The organism is Pseudoalteromonas sp. J2K-J031 (genome assembly GCF_058197095.2).
Window position 1 is genome coordinate 2,519,299 of record NZ_CM200279.1, and the last position, 21,862, is coordinate 2,541,160.

A 21,862-nucleotide genomic window follows, 5' to 3' on the forward strand; every position below is an offset into this window, starting at 1 on the left:
CTAGAGGAAGTCTTTGTTTAATGCCAGTCCCTGAGTCAATCATAACGCAGCTCAATAACGCCAGAGAGCTTGATGAATTTAAACAATGTACTGGCGTTTTTTACGACTGGCTTAATCAAGAGTTTGCCCACCAACCTGTTGAGCGGCTTGTGAAAGCGCGCTCAAGCTTTATAGATCAATTACTTTGTTTGGTCTTAAAGCGGTTCTCCCTCGATAAACAAGCCGGTTTATTACTGATAGCGATTGGTGGCTATGGTCGAGGCGAGCTTCACCCCTTTTCTGATATTGATTTTTTACTCTTAGTTGAAACAGAACCTAGCGCAGAATTGTGTGAAAAAATCGGTCAGTTTGTTACTTTTTTATGGGATCTTAACTTAGACATCGGTCACAGTGTTCGCACTCTTGCGCAAACATTAGAGCAAACTAAAACAGATGTAACCTTTGCCACTAGTTTACTCGAGTGTCGCCTTCTTTTCGGGGCACCGGCACAATTTGATGCCATGCAAGATGCCTTGATCACATCTGCTCAATGGCGATCGGATGAATTTTTTATCGCAAAAACCAATGAACAAGCATTACGTCACAATAAATGTAATGGTACAGCGTACAATCTCGAGCCTAACTTAAAAGAAAACCCCGGTGGCCTCAGAGACATTCAGACCATTATTTGGGTCGCTAAAAAACACTTTCATGCGCATACCTTACAAGAATTGGTTAATCACGGTTACCTCACACATGAAGAGCACCAAGAGCTACTCGAGTGTTTGCAAAACCTGTGGAATATTCGATTTGCGCTGCATCTTGCTGCGGGTCGCAAAGAAAATCGCTTATTGTTTGACCACCAGCCTCTTGCGGCCGAATTATTAGGTTTTGGCTCTGATGGCCGCGCGTCGGTCGAGCGTATGATGAAGCGTTTATTTCGCATCATGAGCCGAGTACGCGAGCTCAACCAAATGCTGCTCAGCTATTTTGAGCAATCTATTTTACCCGATACGATTTCACAAACACCTGAAGCGCTCACTGAGGATTTTAACCAAATTGGCAATCAAATCATGGTAAAAGATCCTTCGGTTTTCTTTCGTCGTGAAAAAATATTTGAATTGTTTGAGCTCATTGCTGAACACACGCATCTGACCCACATTCACCCAAGTACCATTCGTACCATACGCCAAGTAAGGCGACGTTTACTCGGTGATTTACAAGATTATGCCGCCTGCAGAAAAGCCTTTTTAGCCATTATTCGCCACCCAAAAGGAATGGGCCGTGCATTCACATTAATGCACAAACACGGCATTTTAGCGGCCTATTTACCGCAATGGCGTAACATATTTGGCCAAATGCAATTTGATTTATTTCATGCGTATACCGTCGATGAGCATACGCATAAACTAGTGCAAAATATTTTTGATTTTTTCCAACCGGATTGCGCTGCACGCTTTCCACTTTGTCGCGACATTGTTACACGCATGGAAAAACCAGAATTACTCTATTTAGCAGGAATTTTCCATGATATTGCCAAAGGCCGTGGCGGTGATCATTCTGAACTTGGTGCTGTTGACGCCATTGCGTTTGCTAAATTACATGAGTTTTCAAATTTCGATGCCCGCTTAATTGCTTGGTTAGTCGAAAATCATTTATTGATGTCTGTCACTGCACAGCGCAAAGATATTAACGATCCTAATGTGATCAGTGAATTTGCCACACGTATCAAAAATGAAAAACAACTCGATTACCTTTATTGTTTAACCGTTGCGGATATTCGTGCAACTAATGACAACCTTTGGAATGATTGGAAAAATACTTTATTACGCGAACTCTATTTATCAACTCAGCGAGCACTTCGCTTAGGCCTTGAAAACCCAATGGATTTGCGCGATCAAATTCGCGATAAAAAAATCCAAGTTAAGCAAAAACTCATTGCTTCAGGCTTTACAGAACCTCAAATTGATTTGTTATGGAGCCGGTTTAAAGCAGATTATTTTACTCGTTTTAGCTCCCAACAAATTACTTGGCACAGTGAACATTTGCTCAATGCCAAAGATGCCACTCAGCCACTTATTATGGTGTCTGAAGAGCCTATGCATGGCGGTACACAAGTCTTTGTTTATAGCCAAGATGAAGTGAATTTATTTGCCCGCTTAGTCAATGCTTTAGGTTCAAAAAAAGCCCATATTCACTTTGCCCAAGTGATGTCGACCAAAGATGGCTATGCGATTGATAACTTTGTCGTTTTAGAAAAAGATGGTGAGGCTATTAGCAGTTCTGGACGGATTAATTCAATCCGCCGAAGCATCGAGCAAGCGATTAAAGAAAGTGGTAAAAAAATCCGCTTCAAAAAGAATCGCACTCGCCGTTTTAAAGGCTTTAATATTAAACCGCAGGTTATTGTCCGCCCTCATGGCCGAAAAGACCGAACGCTCATTGAAATACAGGCCGTCGACATTCCTGGTTTACTCACTAAAATTGCCGAAGTGTTTCACTCAATGGCGCTCAATATTCATGCCGCACGGATCACCACCGTTGGCGAACGTGCTGAAGATTTTTTTGTTGTTTCTAATAGTCAATTTTTAGCATTAACAGACAAAGAGCAGATTAATATTCAAAATGCATTGATCAAACGGCTTAATTCCGACAGTGATTAAGCGAACACACTAATTTAAGGATCCTAGATGTCTAATTTAAAACTTCTTATCGAACAAGCGTGGGAAAATCGTGATCAGATCACGCCAGCCACAGTTGCCCCTCAAGTAAAAGATGCCATTATCGAAGCTCTTGATTTACTTGATAGCGGTGCTGCACGTGTAGCCGAGAAAATCTCAGATGAATGGGTTGTGCATCAATGGCTCAAAAAAGCAGTATTACTTTCTTTTAGGATCCGTGATAACCAAGCCATGCACGATGGTGTAAATCAATTTTACGATAAAGTACCGCTTAAGTTTAATGACTATACCCCTGAGCAGTTCAAAGAAGGTGGCATGCGCGTTGTACCAAATGCTGTTGCGCGTAAGGGCAGTTTTATAGGCAAGAATGTGGTTTTGATGCCTTCGTATGTCAATATCGGTGCCTATGTTGATGACGGTACCATGGTCGATACCTGGGCCACTGTAGGCTCGTGCGCACAGATTGGTAAGAATGTTCATCTTTCAGGCGGTGTTGGCATTGGGGGCGTTTTAGAGCCATTACAAGCCAATCCAACGATTATTGAAGACAACTGTTTTATTGGGGCACGTTCAGAAATCGTTGAAGGTGTGATTGTTGAACAAGGTGCCGTCATTTCAATGGGTGTCTATATCAGCCAAAGCACTCGTATTTATGACCGTGAAACGGGGGAAACTCATTACGGCCGAGTCCCTGCGGGAGCCGTTGTTGTGCCTGGCTCTATCCCTTCATCAGATGGCACTCACAGTTTATATGCGGCAATTATTGTAAAAAAAGTTGACCAACAAACTCGCGAAAAAGTAGGCATTAATGCATTACTACGTTCAATAGAGATTTAAACCATATACAAAAAGGCTAACTTAATGTGTTTAAAGTTAGCCTTGTTATTAAGAGCATTTTAAATTGCATTGCGTTCATGTAAACAGCCGCATCAACCAGCCTTTATCTAATTCAGCTTCACATTTTTTTAACTGCACTGAATAATTACTCGCACGGTGTTTTACCTTTGTCGCGGTATTCATTAACCATTTCTTTTTTTTATAAGTACCCCGTTTGTACCCACCCCAACCTTCATGATAATTAAGATATTGGGCATACGCATCCCATTTACTTACCTGATTAACTTTATGGGTTTTGTAAACAAACCACCCCATAAAATCAATTGCATCTGCGAAGTCATCTCGATCTGCACCTGAATTATCAGACTCTTTTATATAATCTTGCCATGTCGGGGTTTTCGCTTGAGAGTAACCATAAGCAGAACTTTTACGGCCAAGGGGGATAAAACCAAGAAAATAATCCATCGGAGGTTGCGCATCGTGTTTGAATGAACTTTCTTGAAACATCATGCTCATCAACACTTGTTTAGGAGCTCCCCACTTTTGCTGTGAATCTTTGGCAGCAAAATACCAATCGCGTTTTTCAGTAAAAATATCGCAAATATCATGAGGATTTTCAGGCGGTGCCGACGCACATCCACCTAAAAGCAAAATAGACGAAAATAATAAAATATTTTTCTTCATAATTTGAACTTTTATTTTCTCTACGAGTCTGATTACTTGAATGCAGTAGTTAGCATTGTTTTCATCCCTGAAGAATCCCTTTACGCAGCTCAATGAGCTGCGTTTTTTTATGCAAAATAATTTGCTAAAAAGGTATCGAAATTAACCGTATCAGCTTGCTCGATTGCATGCTGTTGTTGCAATGACTGTTTTGCTTGCTCAATAAACTCTTCTTCCGAAAACGTATTATATGCTTGCGCTGCAAACTGAGCTTTATAAGTTTGAGCTAATGAAAAAGCATACACACCATTATCTAAACCCGACGCTTTTAGCTTTTGCATGTACTGACCAGAAAAAGTCAGTTCAGGCTGGGAGATCCATTCACTAAACGTGGCTATTGTGCGTGAATATTCGTTAGTCTGGTAGGCTGTATCAAGGTAATTTGCCACTAAAGCAAGGTCACCAAACAAATTTTCTCCCCAAGTTTGTAACTTAATGGCCCGCCCCTTGTGAGATAACGAAAGCTCAGGATCTCGCCCATTATTAACTACCGCACTTAAGTTAGCAGATACTTCCGCTTGCTCTGCAAGTTGCATCTCAGCCGACGGTTCAAGCGCACAATACGTTAAAAACACATCAAGAAAACGCATTTGTTCAATGCTAATACCCACTGGTGAAAATGGGTTGACGTCTAATGCGCGCACTTCAATATATTCAATACCACCACGGGCAAGTGCTTGACTTGGTTTTTCACCAGGTAAGGTATTTCGCTTTGGTCGAATTGGAGAGTAAAACTCGTTCTCTATCTGTAAAATATTGTGGTTTAGCTGCTTGCGTCGACCATCAGGATACGTACCGATTGAATGGTACAAATTAGATGGCGTGGTAATTGCGTTTTTAATGCCAGCAATATAGTCATCTAAATTATTATAAGTAACATTTAAGGCTGATTGAGCACTATTGGTGTAACCCAAATCGCCTAAACGCAATGCAGTGCCATAGGGTAAATACAGGCTGCCTTTTCCAAACGCCTCAAAAGGAAGCTTTGTTTCACGGCCTTGCAAAAATGAATTACACAGTGCTGGTGATGCGCCAAACAAATAACTAATAAGCCATAAATTACGCTTAAAGTTACGAATAACCCCTAAGTAACTGGCTGAAATAAAATCTTGTAGATCGTCTGAGTTATGGTGTATTTCTTGTAATTTCAACCAAAACGTTTCAGGGAACGAGATATTAAAGTGAACACCCGCTATAGCTTGCATCATGCTGCCGTAACGATTTTTCAAACCTTCTCGATATAAAGTTTTCATTTGACCCGTATTTGAAGAACCATACTGCGCTAATGCAATATCATCTTGATGCTTAATAAAGCAAGGCATACTAATTGGCCATAAAATTTCATCATCAAGTTTAGATAACGTAAATTTGTGAATATCCTCCAACTGCTTGAGTGTCAATGACGCATCAGCCTGTGCTGGTGTTATAAACTCTAATAATGCTTCCGAAAAATCAGTAGTAATATATTTATGGGTAAGTGCACTGCCTAATTCGGTTGAGTGCGGTTTTGAGGACAAACGCCCTTGCTCTGTGATCCTGAGCGTCTCACGTTCAATGCCTCGGATTATGCCCACGACAGCGGACAAGTTTTGAGGCAAACTAAGAGCTTGCAAAGTTGAAGTTAATTGCTGATTTGTCAAAATATATCCTCAAAGCGAAACCGCTTTTATAGCCATCAAGATACTATGGGGGCTAGATTAAAATACTCAAGCTGCGAACTCAGCTAATAAAATAACTTTTCCAACTGTTTGCCCTGTTGCGACACGCTGATGAGCGGCTGAAACCTCACTCATAGGGAACACACTGTCAATGACGAGTTCAAGTTGATTGTTTTGATACCATTGAACTAACTGCTTTAAATCATCTAAGTTATTCTCTACCAACATGCCTGAGCAGTGAAGCCCTAATTGGGATGCAGTTGTAACAATTTGTGGCGCAGTTAGAGTGGGCACTGTCACCATTTTAGCTCCTTCTTTTAGCGCTGTTAATGCAGCTAAACCACGTTCGCCACCCGCAATATCAAAAAAAGCATCTGCTTGGTTTGATGCGTAAAAGACGTCATAACTTACGGCATTAATCGCTAAATGGCCAAATAATGCCTCAGTAGGATCACCCGTTACGGCTGTGACTTTAAACCCTAAGTTTCGTGCAATTTGTATCGCTAAATGACCAACACCACCACGCGCAGCATTAATATAAACATGATGTTCGTGCGTTAAGTGCTTAGTTAATAAGCGGATCCCTTGCAGCGCAGTTAGGCCTGCCAAACAAAGACCTGATAACATTGAAACTTCTTTCGTTTGCGTCACTTTAATTATGTCAGCTGTATTAACTAAACAATATTCTTGGTAACACCCAGGGTTGAGGGCAAAACCCACCATGCCAATGACTTTATCACCTTGACTAAATTCAATAACATCAGGTCCACAGGCTATAACTTCTCCGCATAAGTCGTAACCTAATACCAAGGGGAAGTTATCTTTATTTTGTGCTGCGGCAAAACCGATACCATTACGGGTCTTCACATCAATTGGATTAACTGCTGCGCTAATAGTTCTAATTAAAACCTGTTGAGATGTGGGAGCGACTATCTCGTGTTCAACTTGCGTGAATTCATTTTCAGAACCAAATTGGTTGATGACAAATGCATGATTGATCTGTTTTTTTGGGTGCATAGCGTGTTCTCGAACAGTTAAAACCCACTGATTTTATACTGATATTTAGATCAAAAGATTGCGTATTATTATGCGTCTGAAGGTTTTTTTTGTCGATGATGTTTGTATTATTTTTCAATTTTGCCAACAATTCTCAACAAATAACGCTGTTAAATCATTCAGCTTGATTTAAACTAATTTGATATCGAAAGAAAAGGGAAATGTTAAATGGTGAATCATTTTTCAATAAAATACCTAGCGATGGCTATTTTATTGAGTGCAAGCTTACATGTTAGTGCCAAAACGCTACGTGTTTATACTTGGACTGATGACAAAGGAATTGTGCATTATTCACAAATGATGCCCGAGCAGGTTGGCTATCAAGAGTTTGAAATGAAGGAACCCGCACATAACACGGTGCCGACAAATGACATCTTGTTTGATGAAGCTAAGCCGACTTTAACCGAAGAACTAGATAAGCGCTCAGAAGATTACTGCAAAAAAGCCCGTCATAATCTAAACGTATTAGACAACTTTGAAAAAATTACCGCTATAGACGAGAATGGCCAAGAAAAAGCCCTATCAAACGAAGATAAACTTGAACACATCGAACTGGCAAAAAAACGCATTAAAATGTTTTGTGAAGCCACATTGTAAAAAAGGGTTTGAATACCAGCATTCAACCCCTTCTACATTTATATTTTTAAATTATTAAGCATCAACCGAAATTTTAAATACCCCATCCACCAGCGAGATAACAAAACAGCTTCCAGCTGCATACTCACCTTCTAGTAATGTTTGAGCTAATGGGTTCTCAATATAATGTTGAATTGCCCGCTTGAGTGGCCGCGCACCAAATACAGGGTCAAATCCAGCCAAAGCCAACTGGCTCAGTGCTTCATCGGTTAATCGCATACTATAACCATTATCAACTAAACGCTGTTTTAGTTTAGCCAGCTGAATATCAGCAATGTATTTAATGTGCTCGGTCGAAAGTGGGTGAAAGACCACAGTATCATCAATTCGGTTGATAAACTCAGGCCTAAATTGCGTGGTGAGCACGTCCATTAGCATGGCTTTTAAACGTTCATAATCGCTGTTAACTGCATGCTCTTGAATGACATCAGAACCTAAATTAGATGTCATAATGATCACCGTATTTTTGAAATCAACCGTCCGCCCTTGCCCATCCGTTAAACGGCCATCATCAAGTACTTGCAATAAGATATTAAATACATCTGGATGTGCTTTTTCGACTTCATCGAGCAAAATAACACTGTAGGGTTTACGACGCACAGCTTCGGTTAAATAGCCCCCTTCTTCATAACCAACATAACCCGGTGGTGCACCCACCAACCGCGCCACAGAATGCTTTTCCATAAATTCAGACATATCGATACGTACCATTGCATCTTCAGTATCAAATAAGAAAGTGGCTAAAGCTTTGGTTAATTCGGTTTTTCCAACCCCTGTCGGGCCTAAAAATAAAAAAGAGCCAATTGGTCGATTTGGATCTGAAAGCCCTGCCCGTGAGCGGCGAATTGCATTGGCCACAGCGGTGACAGCTTCATCTTGACCAATCACTTGGGTGTGAAGGTTCTCTTCCATTTTCAGTAACTTACTGCGCTCACCTTGCAGCATTTTGGTAACGGGGATACCAGTCCAACGCGATAAAATTTCTGCAATTTCATTTTCGCCAACTTTATTTCGCAACAAGCGCATATCTTGCATTTCAACTTGCGAGGCTAAATCAAGTTTACGTTCTAACGCAGGAATGCGCCCATATTGTAGCTCTGACATACGTTGTAAATCGCTCGCTCGGCGCGCTATTTCTAAATCTAACCGTGCTTGTTCTAATTCAGTTTTAATGACTTGAGTACCTTGAAGTGAAGCTTTTTCAGCACTCCACACCTCATCGAGCTCATTGTATTGTTTATCTAATATTAATATTTGCTGTTTAATATCTTGCTGGCGCTGCACACTCGCTTCATCTTTTTCTTTGGCAAGTGCATTATCTTCAAGTTTTAATTGAATGATTTTACGTTCTAGTTTATCGAGTACTTCCGGTTTTGAATCGATTTGCATCCGCAAAGACGAACCCGCTTCATCAATTAAATCAATTGCTTTATCTGGAAGCTGGCGATCACTAATATAACGATGCGATAAGGTTGCCGCTGCAACTATGGCAGGATCGGTAATTTCAACACTGTGATGTAATTCGTAACGCTCTTTTAAACCACGTAAAATTGCAATTGTGTCTTCAACGGTTGGTTCTTCAACCAACACTTTTTGAAAGCGACGCTCAAGTGCCGCATCTTTTTCGATGTATTGACGATATTCGTCAAGGGTGGTTGCCCCCACGCAATGGAGCTCACCGCGCGATAACGCAGGTTTAAGCATATTTCCCGCATCCATGGCACCATCACTTTTTCCTGCGCCAACAATAGTGTGTATTTCATCAATAAATAAAATAACGCGGCCTTCCTCTTTGGCCAGTTCATTTAGTACTGCTTTGAGTCGCTCTTCAAATTCACCGCGATATTTAGCACCTGCAACTAAAGCCCCTAAATCGAGTGATAGAACACGTTTATCTTTTAGGCCTTCTGGTACTTCACCATTAATAATTCGTTGTGCTAATCCTTCGGCAATAGCAGTTTTACCTACACCAGGTTCACCAATTAGTACTGGATTGTTTTTAGTGCGACGTTGTAGTACTTGAATGGTGCGACGAATTTCATCATCGCGACCTATCACCGGATCAAGCTTACCGAGCTCTGCACGTTCAGTTAAATCAACCGTATATTTTTCAAGTGATTGACGCGAATCTTCAGCATTTGCATCTTCCACTTTTTGGCCACCACGGATGGCCTGAATAGCCGTTTCAACTTTAGAGGCATTTAATGCAAAGGCTTTAAAAATGTCGCCCAATGGGCCTTTATCTTCACACGCAGCTAAAATAAAAATCTCACTAGAGATAAATTTATCTTTACGCTTTTGCGCATATTTATCGCATAAATTCAAAAGGTTAACCATATTTGGTGACAACTGAACATCACCACCAATACCCTCTACCTTAAATAGTTTTTCCATGGCTTGCGACACTTTGCCATTCATCTCTGAGGAGTTCACACCCGCTTGAGCTAACAATGCTCGTACACTAGAACCTGTTTGCTGCAACAGGGCATACATCAAATGTACAGGCTCGATGAATTGATGATCTCGCCCTAATGCTAAAGATTGTGCATCGGATAATGCAGCTTGGAATTTACTTGTGAGTCTATCTAATCGCATCGCATTTAACCTTGAAAAACTAATTGACTACTTACTAAATGGGTGCGCTGCGGGCAATGTTCAAGGTGCAGAATAAAAGATTATTGATTTAGATCAGCTTTAGCTTAACCAAATAATATGGGCCATTCGCCCTGTGTGAGGAGTGCGGCGATATGAAAAAAATAAATCTGGATTTTGGTATGTACACAATTGCTCAGAAAACACTGCGTTAATACCTAATTGATTAAGCTGACTCGTGGCAATGGCAAAAATATCGGCCCAATATTGTCCGTTAGTTTTTACTTTAAATAATGATGCTGTTCCTAAAGATGCAAAGGCATCAACTACATCGCTTCCAACTTCAAACGCATCAGGTCCTATTGCGGGACCTAAATACGCTAAAATATCCGTAGTGGCGCAATCAAATTGTGCAACCGTATTAGCAATAATACCACTTGCTAAACCACGCCATCCTCCATGCACTACCGCAATTTGGCTGCCTTGCTTATCACATAAAAAAATAGGTAAGCAATCGGCTGTCATAATGGCCATCGGCTGATTTTTGCATTTGGTATAAAATGCATCCGCATCTGGTGTGCGCCCTTGTATTGGATAATCAGAATCGACCACAACAACGGTATTACTGTGTGTTTGATTCAGCCAAAGAGCTGGAGCTGGTAGGTGTCGATTTAAGAGTTGGCGATTATATTGAACGTGACTAACATCGTCGCCGACATGAAAACCCAGATTGAGCGCATCAAATGGAGGCTGAGAAATGCCTCCATCTCGTGTTGTTGAAAACCCATTGACCTGCGAAGGCGCAGACCAATTAGGGTAAACAAGTTCCATTAATAATCTTCGCGACCATGAAGCGCTGTATCAGCACGTAATACTTCGGTCAGATATTGCATATCATCCGGAATAGGCGCGTGCCAAGTCATCATCTCACCCGTAATTGGGTGTTCAATGGTTAACATCACTGCGTGTAATGCTTGACGGCGAAATTTTTGCAAACACTCAAATAACTCTGGTGTTGCTTTTTTCGGAGGTCTTGGACGGCCATTATACGATTGATCACCAACCAGTGGATGCGAGAGATATGACATATGCACACGAATTTGGTGAGTACGGCCAGTTTCTAAACGTAATCTTAAACGTGTGTGACTTCTGAACTTTTCAGCTACACGAAAATGCGTTACCGCAGGTTTACCTGTAATTGTTACATCCATATGAGTTCGCTTTGTTGCATGACGCCCAATAGGCTTATCTATCATGCCACCCGCTGTCATAGTTCCAGTACAAATTGCTTCATATTCACGAGTAAAATTGTAGCGGGCTTGTAAATTCGCAACTAAACGTGTTTGTGCCGGAATTGTTTTCGCAACCACCATCAAACCTGTTGTGTCTTTATCAAGACGATGCACGATACCTGCGCGAGGCACGTTGGCTATTTCAGGACTATGGTGCAATAGCGCATTCAAAACTGTGCCATCAGCATTACCTGCACCTGGGTGCACTACTAACCCAGCGGGTTTGTTAATTACTAAAATATCGTCATCTTCATAGACAATATTTAAAGCAATATTTTGGGCTTCATATTCACGTTGTGGCTCAATCGTTGCACTTATTACAACTTGCTCCTCACCAAACAACTTTTCTTTCGGAATATTTTTAACTTCCCCGTTAATTTGCACCATATCATCTAAAATCCAAGTTTTTATCCTAGATCGAGAATATTCAGGGAACAATTCAGCGAGAATTTGGTCTAGACGTTTGCCACCAAGTTCTAAAGGAACTTCAGCGGATAAAGATATTTGCTCAGCCATTTAACATGTTTACCTAATTTACCAGTGCAAGCTCGTGCTGACTGGGGTAGAATCGCTTAATTAGGTATAGTTTACTCGGTTTTACCGACTTGGCCTAGCTCAAGACAACAAAGGTAGTTAATAAATGATAAATATAAAAGGGAAACGTGTTTTTAGCGCAGCTTTAATTCTTCTAATGCTAAGTGCATGTTCATCAAAACCTGAACAAGAACAAATTGAACGAGTGCCAAACAAGTCAGCCCAAGCTTTATATGACGATGCAAAACAAACTTTGGATTCTGGTTTATATATTCGCGCAATTGAATTACTCAGTGCAATCGATTCACGCTATCCGTTTGGTCCAATGTCAAAACAAGTTCAAATGGACTTAGTTTATGCACATTACCAGTCAAACAATACTGACAAATCAATTGCAACGATTGACCGTTTTATTCGTTTAAATCCAAACCATAAAGATCTTGATTACATGTATTACATGCGCGGTTTGAATAACATAAAAGCCGATGAAAATGCATTCCAAGAATATTTTGGTGTCGATAGATCCGATCGCGACCCAATTAAAACACGCCAAGCTTACAAAGACTTAGACACATTAATCAAAAAATATCCGACGAGTAGTTACGCTGATGAAGCCAAAAAACGTCAAGTTTGGTTATTGAACAAAATGGCTCGTTACGAAGTAAAAGTAGCGAATTATTATTATGATCGTCAGGCTTATTTAGCCGCTGCAAACCGAGGTAAATATGTGGTTGAGCACTTTGGCCAAAGCAGTTATGTCAAAGAAGCCTTAGAACTCATGGTAAAGAGCTATGATAAGTTAGGCCTGACTGATCTTCGAGATCATTCAAAACAAATTTTACAAGTAAACAAAAACTAAAAAAGGCGCATTAAGCGCCTTTTTTAATGTTTCAGTAATACAAATTAAATTGCAGCTTCATCTTCTTCACCGGTACGAATGCGCACTACACGCTCGATATCAGTGACAAATATCTTGCCGTCACCAATTTTTCCTGTTTGCGCTGTTTTAATGATGACATCAATTGCACGGTCGACATCTTCATCAGCCAGTACGATGTCTAATTTCACTTTTGGCAAAAAATCCACCATATATTCAGCACCACGATAAAGCTCTGTATGCCCTTTTTGACGGCCAAACCCTTTTACTTCACAAACTGTCATTCCTGTAATATCAATTTCAGATAACGCTTCACGGACATCATCTAATTTAAAAGGTTTGATTATGGCTTCGATTTTTTTCATTGTTGCGCCCAAATTAGAACTTAATTGCTTCGATTTTAGACAATCAAGCTACTTGGCGCAATTACTGATTTTTAAGCCTTCAATTCAAATGTAAAAAATCAGTAAAAATACTGATAAAATAAGGCTTAGCAGGACAAAAAATAAACGTTATACTTAGAAAAAAGGAGACTCACATGTTGTATAAAAATCGAGGTTTTACTCTTTTAGAGCTAATGGTGGGCATTGCAATTCTTGGTATTATTTCTGCCATTGCGATGTTTAATGCAAGCTCCATGCTTGCCAGTGACAGGGCCAGTAGTTTTGTTGATGAGTTTACCCGAAACCTTAAATTTGCAAGGGCAAAAGCTTCTTCTGTCGACCAAGTTGTGACTATGTGCCCACTAAATAATAATGTTTGTAGTTCAAACTGGCAGTTAGATAAAGTTACTGTTTTTGTTGACGTAAATAATAACCAAAAGCTCGACCTGCCTGATGACACGATTTTACGAACTATGAGCACAGTCAAATCGCAAGATAAATTCAGCCAGATTTTAGGGACTGGGGCTATAAGCTACAATGGCCAAGGGCGCACATCAGGTGCACACCGTTTTGTTTACTGCCCTAAGGATCAAGTCGATAGTAATAGTGCTTTTGAAGTTACCGCAACAGGAAAAACCTACAACTTAGGTAAAACTAGTTATACTTGCGGAACATAAATATTGAGCTAAATTAGAAATAAAAGGATCATTAAAAGGCTTCAAGGATGAAGTTCATACAATCGGGATTTACCTTACTAGAATTAATGGTGAGCATCACTATTTTATCAATTCTTACTTCTATTGCGAACGCATCTTATGGACCAATGCTCGCAAAAAACCGCCAAGACAACAAACTATCCATCCTTAAAACAAACTTAGCGTACGCTCGAAACTCTGCGGTTAGCTACAATCAAGCAATGACTCTTTGTCCAATGAAAGGAGCACAATGCACCAATAGCTGGCATGACAAAATTTATTTATTCACCGATGCAAATGCTAACCAATTTTTAGATGATACCGACACCATTATATTCATGATAGAGGCAGTTCCAGATTCAGACTCTCTTACATACCCTCGCCATGCAATTACCTATCGCCCTGATGGCAGTATTGCAGGTTTTCAATCCGGTAGTTTTATTTATTGCCTTAAAGAATATCCAGAAATTATGGGCAAGAGGCTAACGATAAGCCAAGCTGGGCGCTATAGAATTAGGGATGTGAAATGCCAAAATGATCGATAAACATCACTTTGGCTTTTATTATTACCAGCATGGTCCTGCGCCAGTAAAGGTTTTTTCAGATGTATCAGCGATGGTAAAACTAGTGCATGTAGTATCTTGTAAAGCAATCCCCGAAATTGGGGTTGCCTTTACAGTAAACTTCGAGTTCGAATTGGTAGTCTTTATTTCTAAGCTATACAACCCTGTTTCTGTCGTTGTCGATTGAACACCAATATCAGCCAAAATAGCTGTATATTGATGATTATCCACATAGTATTGCTCAAGTTTATTGGCTATATCGAGTAACGCTGTTATTGCCTCTGTGCGTGCAGAGCGCTTCACATGCTCACTATAATTAGGTATTGCTATTGCTAGTAATATACCCACTATTGTGACAGCAATCATCACCTCGATTAATGTAAATCCTTTGTGTTTCATATTAATTGCCTTAAAAGTCTGCTTCTCGATAAATATAAGTTCTGTGGGTTTTTAAACCAACAAAATCACCACTTAAATCAATTCTACCATCACCATTCTCGTCTATAGGTACTAGGTTATTTGAGATAGCCTTAGCTTTAATAACACCACTACCTTCTTGACCACTCCCCACACCAATTAACAAAAATTGGCTGCTATCATCCTTACCTTTGTCAAAAATAAGCTGAGGTGTTGATGGCACTTTATTACCAACATTAAATTTTAAATTATCATAAATTTTAGCACCATAATGTAAATGAAATGCATAAAGTGCACCTGAACCACCATTGATGTCGCATTGCATTACATTAGTATCCCTTGCAGGTGTAAAGGACGTATAATAAGCAACTCCGCCAATTACCGCAGGTTTAGCTAAGGCTTTCTCAGCTGTTCCAAGTGCATAGCGCCAACCAACAAAGTTCTTCGCATACTCCGCTTCTAAGGTTCTAAAATCGTCAACTGTTTTATTTTCAAATGATTTGGCTTTAATGTCCATAAGTTGGTCAACAGTCACTATCTTGGGCTTAGAGCTTGAAGTAAATGATTGTGTTAAAACCTTTTCATCTCGGATCATAAAAAGCTGATCATCAACACTGGTATTTTTTGGGTTTGTACGATTACCGCTACCAATTAAGATGGCTTCATAAGGTGTTTGCCTGCGTGATAGTTGTTTTGATATTGAGTCGTTATTATCGATAGTAGTTTCTGTTACTTTGCTAAAGTAAGTTCGCGCAACTTCAGGTTGATAAAAGAATTTTCGGTCTGATGCACCTGAACCACCTAAAGCAGCAATCTGAATGACAGTCCAAGGTTCTGCGCCATTTGGTGAGTCACTAGGCATATCGATACGCCAAACATTACCGCCTGTATCTGCTGTGTACATTCTATCTACCATACCGTCGTAATCAGAATCGAGTAATGCTATATCTGAAGGTATGCTATTTTTTAATCCATTAAAGTTCACAGTGCCTGCACTTGGAGTAAAACTCGCAACTAATTCTCCAGTTTGCGCATCCGCAATATAAACACCTAAGCCTTTGCTGTCATTTGCATTTGGATCTGTGTCTTTTGTAACATCATAACCGGCACCAAATACTAATAACGGCTTGTTTTTATAACCCGCCACATTAATAAAGGTCACTTTAGGCTGTGACCATGTTTGCCCAAGCAAACTATAACCTGATTTTGATGGGTTTATAGGAGATGACCAAAGTAACTTTGGTTTATCAGCAACACTAATATCTAAAGCATAATAGGATGAGCCTCCGCGGCGCATGCCGACAAAAGCCCACACTTTATCACCCGATTCGATAATGCCGTTATCATTCGCATCATCAATATAAATCGTTGGCGTTAAATCCATGCCATATACTTTACCCTCACCAACATTCGGAATAACGTTGTCTTTCAAAACGGGTAAAATTGAAAAAAGTTCAGATGGAATAAACGCCCACTCTTCACTAATAGCATCCGATGTACCACTATCTTTAAACATATGGACAAAGCCAGCATTGGTGCCAACTAATAATCGAATATCGCCATCACCATAATTTATCGCAACAGGGCGTGAATGCAGTGGATCACCAAAAATCGCGGGCCTTAAGTCAGTTTTGCTGTTATCTAAATCTTCATCATTAATATCGATACCTGCACTCCAATTGACTAAATCTGCCAACTTTTGGTCGGTGTACCCACTAAATACAGGGCTCGCTTTTAAAGATGCTTTCACATTATCAAAATTAAATGTCGGCATACTGTTACCCGTACTTGCAGTACCAACATCTGTATATACTTTTCGTGACCTCATTGCAGAAAGCTGTGCAGATACGCCTCCTTTTCCAACCACATTACCATCAGCAGCTTCATTTTCTTTTAACCAAAATGTCGAGGCCGTTTTTTTAATATTCCCATCTTCATCAATAGCGGCATCATTATTTTTATCAACCAACTTTTCACCGGACATTTTCAATTTTTTGATATTGCCATCCCAGCGTGGGCCAGTATTGGGGTAAAACATCGCAAAATATACTGAATCAAGCGTTTGGGTACGGTCACTTTGACTGCTAGCAACCGAAGGTGAGGTAAAGGTATCGTTAATTTGACGGATTTTAGTAATGGTCTTTTTTAACGCTTCTGTTAATTGCGCGGCAGTACTGGCCAGAAGGTATTCACCACCACCATCTGATGCTGTTTGTTTTAATAATGCTTTACCATTAGAACTCATACCTGTACCAAAACCAATGGTAAAAGTACGGGCTATATCAGTGACGCCTGAAGTTGCAGGGTACAAATCCACATTGAGCATATATTTCGCTAAAGAGTTTAAATAACTGCCTGATTTTTCAGCTGGATTGCTACCATATTTGCTTTTATATAAATACGTTATCGCATCATCTGCCCCCTCATCATTCGTAGGATCACCATCGGTCATAATAATCATATTGATACTGTTATCACAGCGAAGAACATCTACACCATTTTCTTTTTTTGGTTTAAAAGGAGAGTCATAATTATCACCATTATCTATCGATTTATCGCGGGCATTTACGACTTTTGCATAGGCAAGGTCCTGTCCTGTTAAATAAAGATAAGACTCGTAAAACGTTTCCGTCACAGGTGTTGAGCCTGATGCAGATATTTGGTCTATTTTACTTTGAATTGTGGAATGCGATGTACCCATACCGGATAAAACATACCCACCACGACTGCCATTGAAGCGCATTAAACCGTATTCAATATCAGGATTACTTTGGATTAGTCCTTTGATTGCGGCTTTAGCTACACTTAAGCGACTGTCGGAACATTCAATTTCATTACCATCATTCGTGCATCGTGCACCATTAACAACTGACCAATTCATACTACCTGAGGTATCAAATACAATCATCACCCTGGGCTTTTCGGTGGTTTGCACATTATGATTCACATAAAGTTCAATATCCGTCGCAACTACTTTAGGTGCTTGCAATGACAAGTATGAGAATGCTAAAAGTTTTAACGATAAATTGAAGTACTTCACGGTATTTCTCTCAAACATACTATTTACTAAATTTTTCATTACTGTCCCTGCCCTGCACCACCAAGTTCTTGCAAAATACCTGAGTGAACCACTACAAGGTGCTTCTTCTGGGCACCATATTTCATTTGTGCTTGGATCCTAAGTGCATTGCATTTAATGCCATTAGTAACCGCATATTGTGGTGGGCAATCAAGCTCCGTAGGGCCTGTGTTTTCATTAAATAAAACCACTTTAGATTCAGGATTCGCATTTTCATCGGTAATATCTTGTGATACACCAATCCCGCCAAACTGCCCGTTTAGCCATAATAATTTACTTGCGCCTTTTTCATTCATCGCACCGCGTAGTGATAAGTCAGAATCACCTTTTATAATCATTTCCGCAGTTTCACTTTCTTGCGCCGCATTAACCATTTTTAAGTCTAATGAACTGGAACTCATTAAACTCACAGCAATCCCCGTCATTGCAATAATCATGACTAATGCCGCCACCAGCACGACACCTTCTTGTTTATGTTGGGTTACCATTGCCATCTGTCATTGCCTCCATTATCCAAACGTACTGTTGAAACAAACAACATGCGACGATATTGATCATTAAAAGTAAGTGTTCGCGCATTTTGCCCGGTACCGCCTAAGGTATAAGCTCGACTCTCAACTTTCATGTCTCTGTCTATATCCATCGACCGCACTAAAATGAACATTTGCACCGTTAAAATAACACCACTTTGTTGCTCCCAATCTGAAGCACCCATCTGTGTTACCGTTTTGTAAGTATCAACGCGATTGTCGCCATTAAAATCCATACCATATAAAAAGCGAATATTTTCAACTCCTTCCATAATAGTTTCGGTCGTTATTCCATTGGCTGTTAAACGTTTCCTCATTAAGGTAGGTACCGTTAATGTACGACCATTAACGATATAACTATCATCGGCAACATAATAAGCATGGTGGTTATAAGCCCAAAGCGACGACCCTGAGGGAGTGGCAACAATGGCGCCAGTGCCACTTATGACAGAAATAGCGTTAGGGTTTACAACAAAATAATATTGATTTGAACCGGTAGGTTGGCCTGTTGAATCATTACCAGCCACCCCTTTTAATTGGATCACATCACTGTTACTAACACTGTTTGATATACAACCAAGAACAGCGGCCCCATTCGTTTGCTCACCATAAACAAACCGAAAATTGGATGATGAGGCAACAGGAAAGCTCGCATTATTTTCACCTGCACTGCAATCTGGAGAGGGTAAAGCGGGCGCTAATACGTTCGCTTCATTCGGGGACTGTGAAAATGTCCCCCAAAAGCCAGCCAACTCGATATCACGACGCAAAATATCCATCGCTAATCGGCCAGACTCCTGTAAATCACCTATTTCTAAAGTATCTTTAGTGGTTGTTTTCATCGCCACATAGGTAACCATGACACCCGCGAGAATAAACGCCCCAACAAAGAGCGAAATCATTAATTCAACTATGGTAAATCCTCGTTGTTTCATTACCCATTCCTCACATTTATATAGGTATCAATGACCACCATACGACGATTTTCTGAGCTACCGCAACTAATCGCTTTATTAGCATCAGACTGAGTCATTTGTTGCCGGCCTTGCCAGCTGACGACAACTTGTAAATTTATTTCATTTGCGCCAGGAGATGAGGGGTCAATGCAAACACTTGCATTAGCCAGTGCACCGGTACGCTCTTTAGCTTTAATTGCCTTTTTCCACTCTTCAATATCATAAAGAGCAAGCTGCGTGGCATTGCATAAATTACTTAAACAAGAAGCAATAGAACCAGGCTTACTTTCACTACTAAAATTAACTTTATAGTCATTAACCAGGGTGGGGCTATCATTGGAGCGAATACGCTGCACAATGTCATTGGCAAGTGCGAGTGCCGCTGCGCGTTGCACTGAGTCATAACTCGCTTGTTTTGCTTTTGCTTGCAGTGCAACAGTGCCGAGCAAGCCAACAGTTAACACAATAAACGCGATTAAAACTTCTAGAAGAGTAAAACCAGTTTGACGTTGAGGATAAATCATAATCTGTACACAATTAGAATAATCTAACGATAAGAATATTCTGATTGAGGATCAACACAACCAAGGAAGGAGTAAGCGGTCAAAAATTCCCGATAAAAGGTCGTTAATGAATTTATTGGCTTTGAAAGAGTAGCTTTATCTTTTTACTTTCGCGGCGGCTGACTTCTAAACGCTTTTCAAGTCCCGCCAATACCACAAACACGCCATGTTCGCTCTGAAATAAACTTTCTAGCTTATGGATGTTAATTAACACCTTGCGATGAATTCGCACCAGTTGTTGAGGATATTTAAGCTCTAATTGCTTTAACGACGTATCGAGCAAAACTTCACCACCAGCATGATATGCTTTTGAAAACTTGTCGTCGGCCTCAATATACAATACCTCTGAAACGAGTAACTGGCGGGTATTTGAGCCCAGTTGATATTGAATACACGCCTCTTTTTGGCTCTCAATTTGTGCTCGATTTACTTTGCCTAATGAAGCAATGACTTTAGCCAAAGCTTCGGCTTCTAAAGGTTTAACTAAATAACCCGTAGGCACTGTTTGGATTGCAGCAAGCGCATGATTAGTATGAGCGGTTATAAATACCAATGCTGGTGGGATTGTAAATAAATTCAGTTGCTCGGCCAATTCGAGACCGTTCATCAAAGGCATTTCTATGTCTAAAAACACCACTTGCGGTAAATGTATTTTTGCCTGTGAGAGTGCTTCTACGCCATTTTGAGCTTCTGCAACCACGATAAAATTTGGATGATTTTCGTGTAATAAACGCTTTAATCTCAACCGAGCTAGCGGCTCATCATCAACAATTAATACCCTCACTTTATGCTCCTAGCGGTAAGACTAATTTCACTCGATACACACCACCGCGCTGATGAAACGTAAGCGATGCTTTATTTGCAAACGCCAAACTTAAGCGCTTTTGAATATTGGCAACCGCAACACCATTATTTTCACGAACACACTCTGCATATTCAGCAATCGGATTAATAATCATGATTGTGACAGACTGTGAGGTAACATACATTTCAATGCGGATCACACCAGTACTTGAGAGTGGTTCAATCCCATGATTAACCGCATTTTCAAGCAATGGTTGAATGGTTAAGCTTGGTAGCTGTATTTCTGGAATGTCATTGGGTATTTGCCACTCAAGTGATAAACGCTCACCTAGCCGCCATTGTTCTATTTGTAGATACTGCTGTGCTAATACAATTTCTTGCGCTAGGCTCACAGACTTACCTGCATGCATAGCCGCTCGAGCAAGCGCAGCGAGTGCTAGAATGGTTTTCTCAGCCTCTTTGGCATCATGGTGCACTAACTCAGCAGCTGTATTTAAACTATTGAACAAAAAATGCGGTCTAATTCGCGCTTGTAGGGCATCAAGCTCAGCTCGATCAAAAGCAGAAACCGCTTGGTGATGCTCTAAATGCATAACACTAAATTGTACAAACAATAATGCCAAAATAGTCGCTATTAATAGGTTTTTACTTAAAACTTCATAAAAAGAAACTGCTTGCAACATATCAAGCTGTAGTAGAAATAAAGTTGCCAATAAAGTCACCCCATTAACGACAACTAAGATAATAATAACTTGTGGGATCAGCGTACTTTTTTTTATGAAAGGTTTAATAATTGACAGTAGAAAAAGGCTCAAAAGAGCAACAACATGAACAAAAAGACTCACCAAACCAAATCGAAGCCAAGGATCTCCCGCTGATAATGGTGAAAATGATAAAATGATTGCTAAAAATTGACCAACCACTAAGGTGGCCAGTGTAATACGATCGTTAATGAGGCTTGGTAACAAGTAGCCTTGAAACTGAGCATAATAAGTCATGTTCACGCC

The 21,862-nt window shown here is 40.2% G+C and carries 20 protein-coding genes; 6 read left to right on the forward strand and 14 right to left on the reverse strand.

Going from position 1 to position 21,862, the window contains the following annotated elements:
- Positions 1–20: 20 nt before the first annotated feature.
- Together glnD and dapD are read left to right on the forward strand one after the other, a co-directional pair.
- Positions 21–2,642 carry a [protein-PII] uridylyltransferase gene (gene glnD / locus AC3KZC_RS11375; protein WP_490578004.1) on the forward strand — a complete coding sequence of 874 codons (2,622 nt, stop codon included), beginning with the start codon at positions 21–23 and terminating at the stop codon, positions 2,640–2,642.
- Between the two features lie 27 nt (positions 2,643–2,669).
- Positions 2,670–3,497, forward strand: a complete 828-nt coding sequence (gene dapD, locus AC3KZC_RS11380) for a 2,3,4,5-tetrahydropyridine-2,6-dicarboxylate N-succinyltransferase (RefSeq protein ID WP_490578003.1) — start codon at positions 2,670–2,672, stop codon at positions 3,495–3,497.
- Between the two features lie 75 nt (positions 3,498–3,572).
- On the opposite strand, the gene AC3KZC_RS11385 is transcribed toward dapD, so the two are convergent.
- From AC3KZC_RS11385 to AC3KZC_RS11395, 3 genes are all read right to left on the reverse strand, one after another.
- Entirely contained in the window at positions 3,573–4,181 is a 609-nt protein-coding gene (locus tag AC3KZC_RS11385; protein WP_490578002.1) for a transglycosylase SLT domain-containing protein, read from the reverse strand.
- A 107-nt stretch (positions 4,182–4,288) separates the two neighbouring features.
- Positions 4,289–5,860, reverse strand: a complete 1,572-nt coding sequence (gshA, locus tag AC3KZC_RS11390; protein ID WP_490578001.1) for a glutamate--cysteine ligase — start codon at positions 5,858–5,860, stop codon at positions 4,289–4,291.
- A 66-nt stretch (positions 5,861–5,926) separates the two neighbouring features.
- Positions 5,927–6,895, reverse strand: coding sequence for an NADP-dependent oxidoreductase (locus AC3KZC_RS11395; RefSeq protein WP_490578000.1), 969 nt, complete (start codon positions 6,893–6,895; stop codon positions 5,927–5,929).
- Between the two features lie 207 nt (positions 6,896–7,102).
- On the opposite strand from AC3KZC_RS11395, the gene AC3KZC_RS11400 reads away from it, so the two are divergent.
- Positions 7,103–7,531, forward strand: a complete 429-nt coding sequence (locus tag AC3KZC_RS11400) for a DUF4124 domain-containing protein (RefSeq protein ID WP_490577999.1) — start codon at positions 7,103–7,105, stop codon at positions 7,529–7,531.
- A 54-nt stretch (positions 7,532–7,585) separates the two neighbouring features.
- On the opposite strand, the gene clpB is transcribed toward AC3KZC_RS11400, so the two are convergent.
- The 3 genes from clpB to rluD all read right to left on the reverse strand — a co-directional run bounded on the left by clpB (position 7,586) and on the right by rluD (position 11,970).
- Positions 7,586–10,165, reverse strand: coding sequence for an ATP-dependent chaperone ClpB (gene clpB / locus AC3KZC_RS11405; protein WP_490577998.1), 2,580 nt, complete (start codon positions 10,163–10,165; stop codon positions 7,586–7,588).
- Between the two features lie 99 nt (positions 10,166–10,264).
- Positions 10,265–10,993: a peptidoglycan editing factor PgeF gene (pgeF, locus tag AC3KZC_RS11410; RefSeq protein WP_490577997.1), complete on the reverse strand. Its 729-nt coding sequence runs from the start codon at positions 10,991–10,993 to the stop codon at positions 10,265–10,267.
- Complete coding sequence (rluD, locus tag AC3KZC_RS11415; protein WP_490577996.1) at positions 10,993–11,970, reverse strand: 23S rRNA pseudouridine(1911/1915/1917) synthase RluD; 978 nt, start codon at positions 11,968–11,970, stop codon at positions 10,993–10,995. Before rluD ends, pgeF begins: the two co-directional genes overlap by 1 nt.
- Positions 11,971–12,094: 124 nt before the next feature.
- Here rluD and AC3KZC_RS11420 point away from each other — a divergent pair, with 124 nt between their 5' ends.
- On the forward strand, positions 12,095–12,847 hold the full coding sequence (locus AC3KZC_RS11420) for an outer membrane protein assembly factor BamD (protein ID WP_490577995.1): 753 nt from the start codon (positions 12,095–12,097) through the stop codon (positions 12,845–12,847).
- A 44-nt stretch (positions 12,848–12,891) separates the two neighbouring features.
- Here the strand turns inward: AC3KZC_RS11420 and glnB are convergent, their stop codons facing one another.
- Positions 12,892–13,230, reverse strand: coding sequence for a nitrogen regulatory protein P-II (gene glnB / locus AC3KZC_RS11425; protein WP_009837293.1), 339 nt, complete (start codon positions 13,228–13,230; stop codon positions 12,892–12,894).
- 173 nt (positions 13,231–13,403) lie between these two features.
- Between glnB and AC3KZC_RS11430 the strand changes: the two genes are divergently transcribed.
- Together AC3KZC_RS11430 and AC3KZC_RS11435 are read left to right on the forward strand one after the other, a co-directional pair.
- Positions 13,404–13,925 (forward strand): GspH/FimT family pseudopilin, encoded by a 522-nt coding sequence (locus AC3KZC_RS11430; protein ID WP_490577994.1) that lies wholly within the window; start codon positions 13,404–13,406, stop codon positions 13,923–13,925.
- A gap of 47 nt (positions 13,926–13,972) precedes the next feature.
- Entirely contained in the window at positions 13,973–14,488 is a 516-nt protein-coding gene (locus tag AC3KZC_RS11435; RefSeq protein ID WP_490577993.1) for a GspH/FimT family pseudopilin, read from the forward strand.
- 21 nt (positions 14,489–14,509) lie between these two features.
- Here AC3KZC_RS11435 and AC3KZC_RS11440 read toward each other — a convergent pair whose 3' ends face one another.
- The 7 genes from AC3KZC_RS11440 to AC3KZC_RS11470 all read right to left on the reverse strand — a co-directional run bounded on the left by AC3KZC_RS11440 (position 14,510) and on the right by AC3KZC_RS11470 (position 21,853).
- Positions 14,510–14,905 (reverse strand): type IV pilin protein, encoded by a 396-nt coding sequence (locus AC3KZC_RS11440; protein ID WP_490577992.1) that lies wholly within the window; start codon positions 14,903–14,905, stop codon positions 14,510–14,512.
- Between the two features lie 10 nt (positions 14,906–14,915).
- A complete protein-coding gene (locus tag AC3KZC_RS11445) occupies positions 14,916–18,002 on the reverse strand; it encodes a pilus assembly protein (RefSeq protein WP_490577991.1) in 3,087 nt (1,028 codons plus the stop codon).
- Complete coding sequence (locus tag AC3KZC_RS11450) at positions 18,002–18,496, reverse strand: pilus assembly protein PilX (RefSeq protein ID WP_490577990.1); 495 nt, start codon at positions 18,494–18,496, stop codon at positions 18,002–18,004. The genes AC3KZC_RS11445 and AC3KZC_RS11450 overlap by 1 nt, the downstream gene beginning before the upstream one ends.
- Positions 18,484–19,467 carry a PilW family protein gene (locus AC3KZC_RS11455; RefSeq protein ID WP_490577989.1) on the reverse strand — a complete coding sequence of 328 codons (984 nt, stop codon included), beginning with the start codon at positions 19,465–19,467 and terminating at the stop codon, positions 18,484–18,486. Before AC3KZC_RS11455 ends, AC3KZC_RS11450 begins: the two co-directional genes overlap by 13 nt.
- A complete protein-coding gene (pilV, locus tag AC3KZC_RS11460) occupies positions 19,467–20,012 on the reverse strand; it encodes a type IV pilus modification protein PilV (RefSeq protein WP_490577988.1) in 546 nt (181 codons plus the stop codon). The genes AC3KZC_RS11455 and pilV overlap by 1 nt, the downstream gene beginning before the upstream one ends.
- 112 nt (positions 20,013–20,124) lie before the next feature.
- Entirely contained in the window at positions 20,125–20,835 is a 711-nt protein-coding gene (locus tag AC3KZC_RS11465) for a LytR/AlgR family response regulator transcription factor (protein ID WP_490577987.1), read from the reverse strand.
- 1 nt (position 20,836) lies between these two features.
- Complete coding sequence (locus tag AC3KZC_RS11470; RefSeq protein ID WP_490577986.1) at positions 20,837–21,853, reverse strand: sensor histidine kinase; 1,017 nt, start codon at positions 21,851–21,853, stop codon at positions 20,837–20,839.
- Positions 21,854–21,862: the final 9 nt, after the last annotated feature.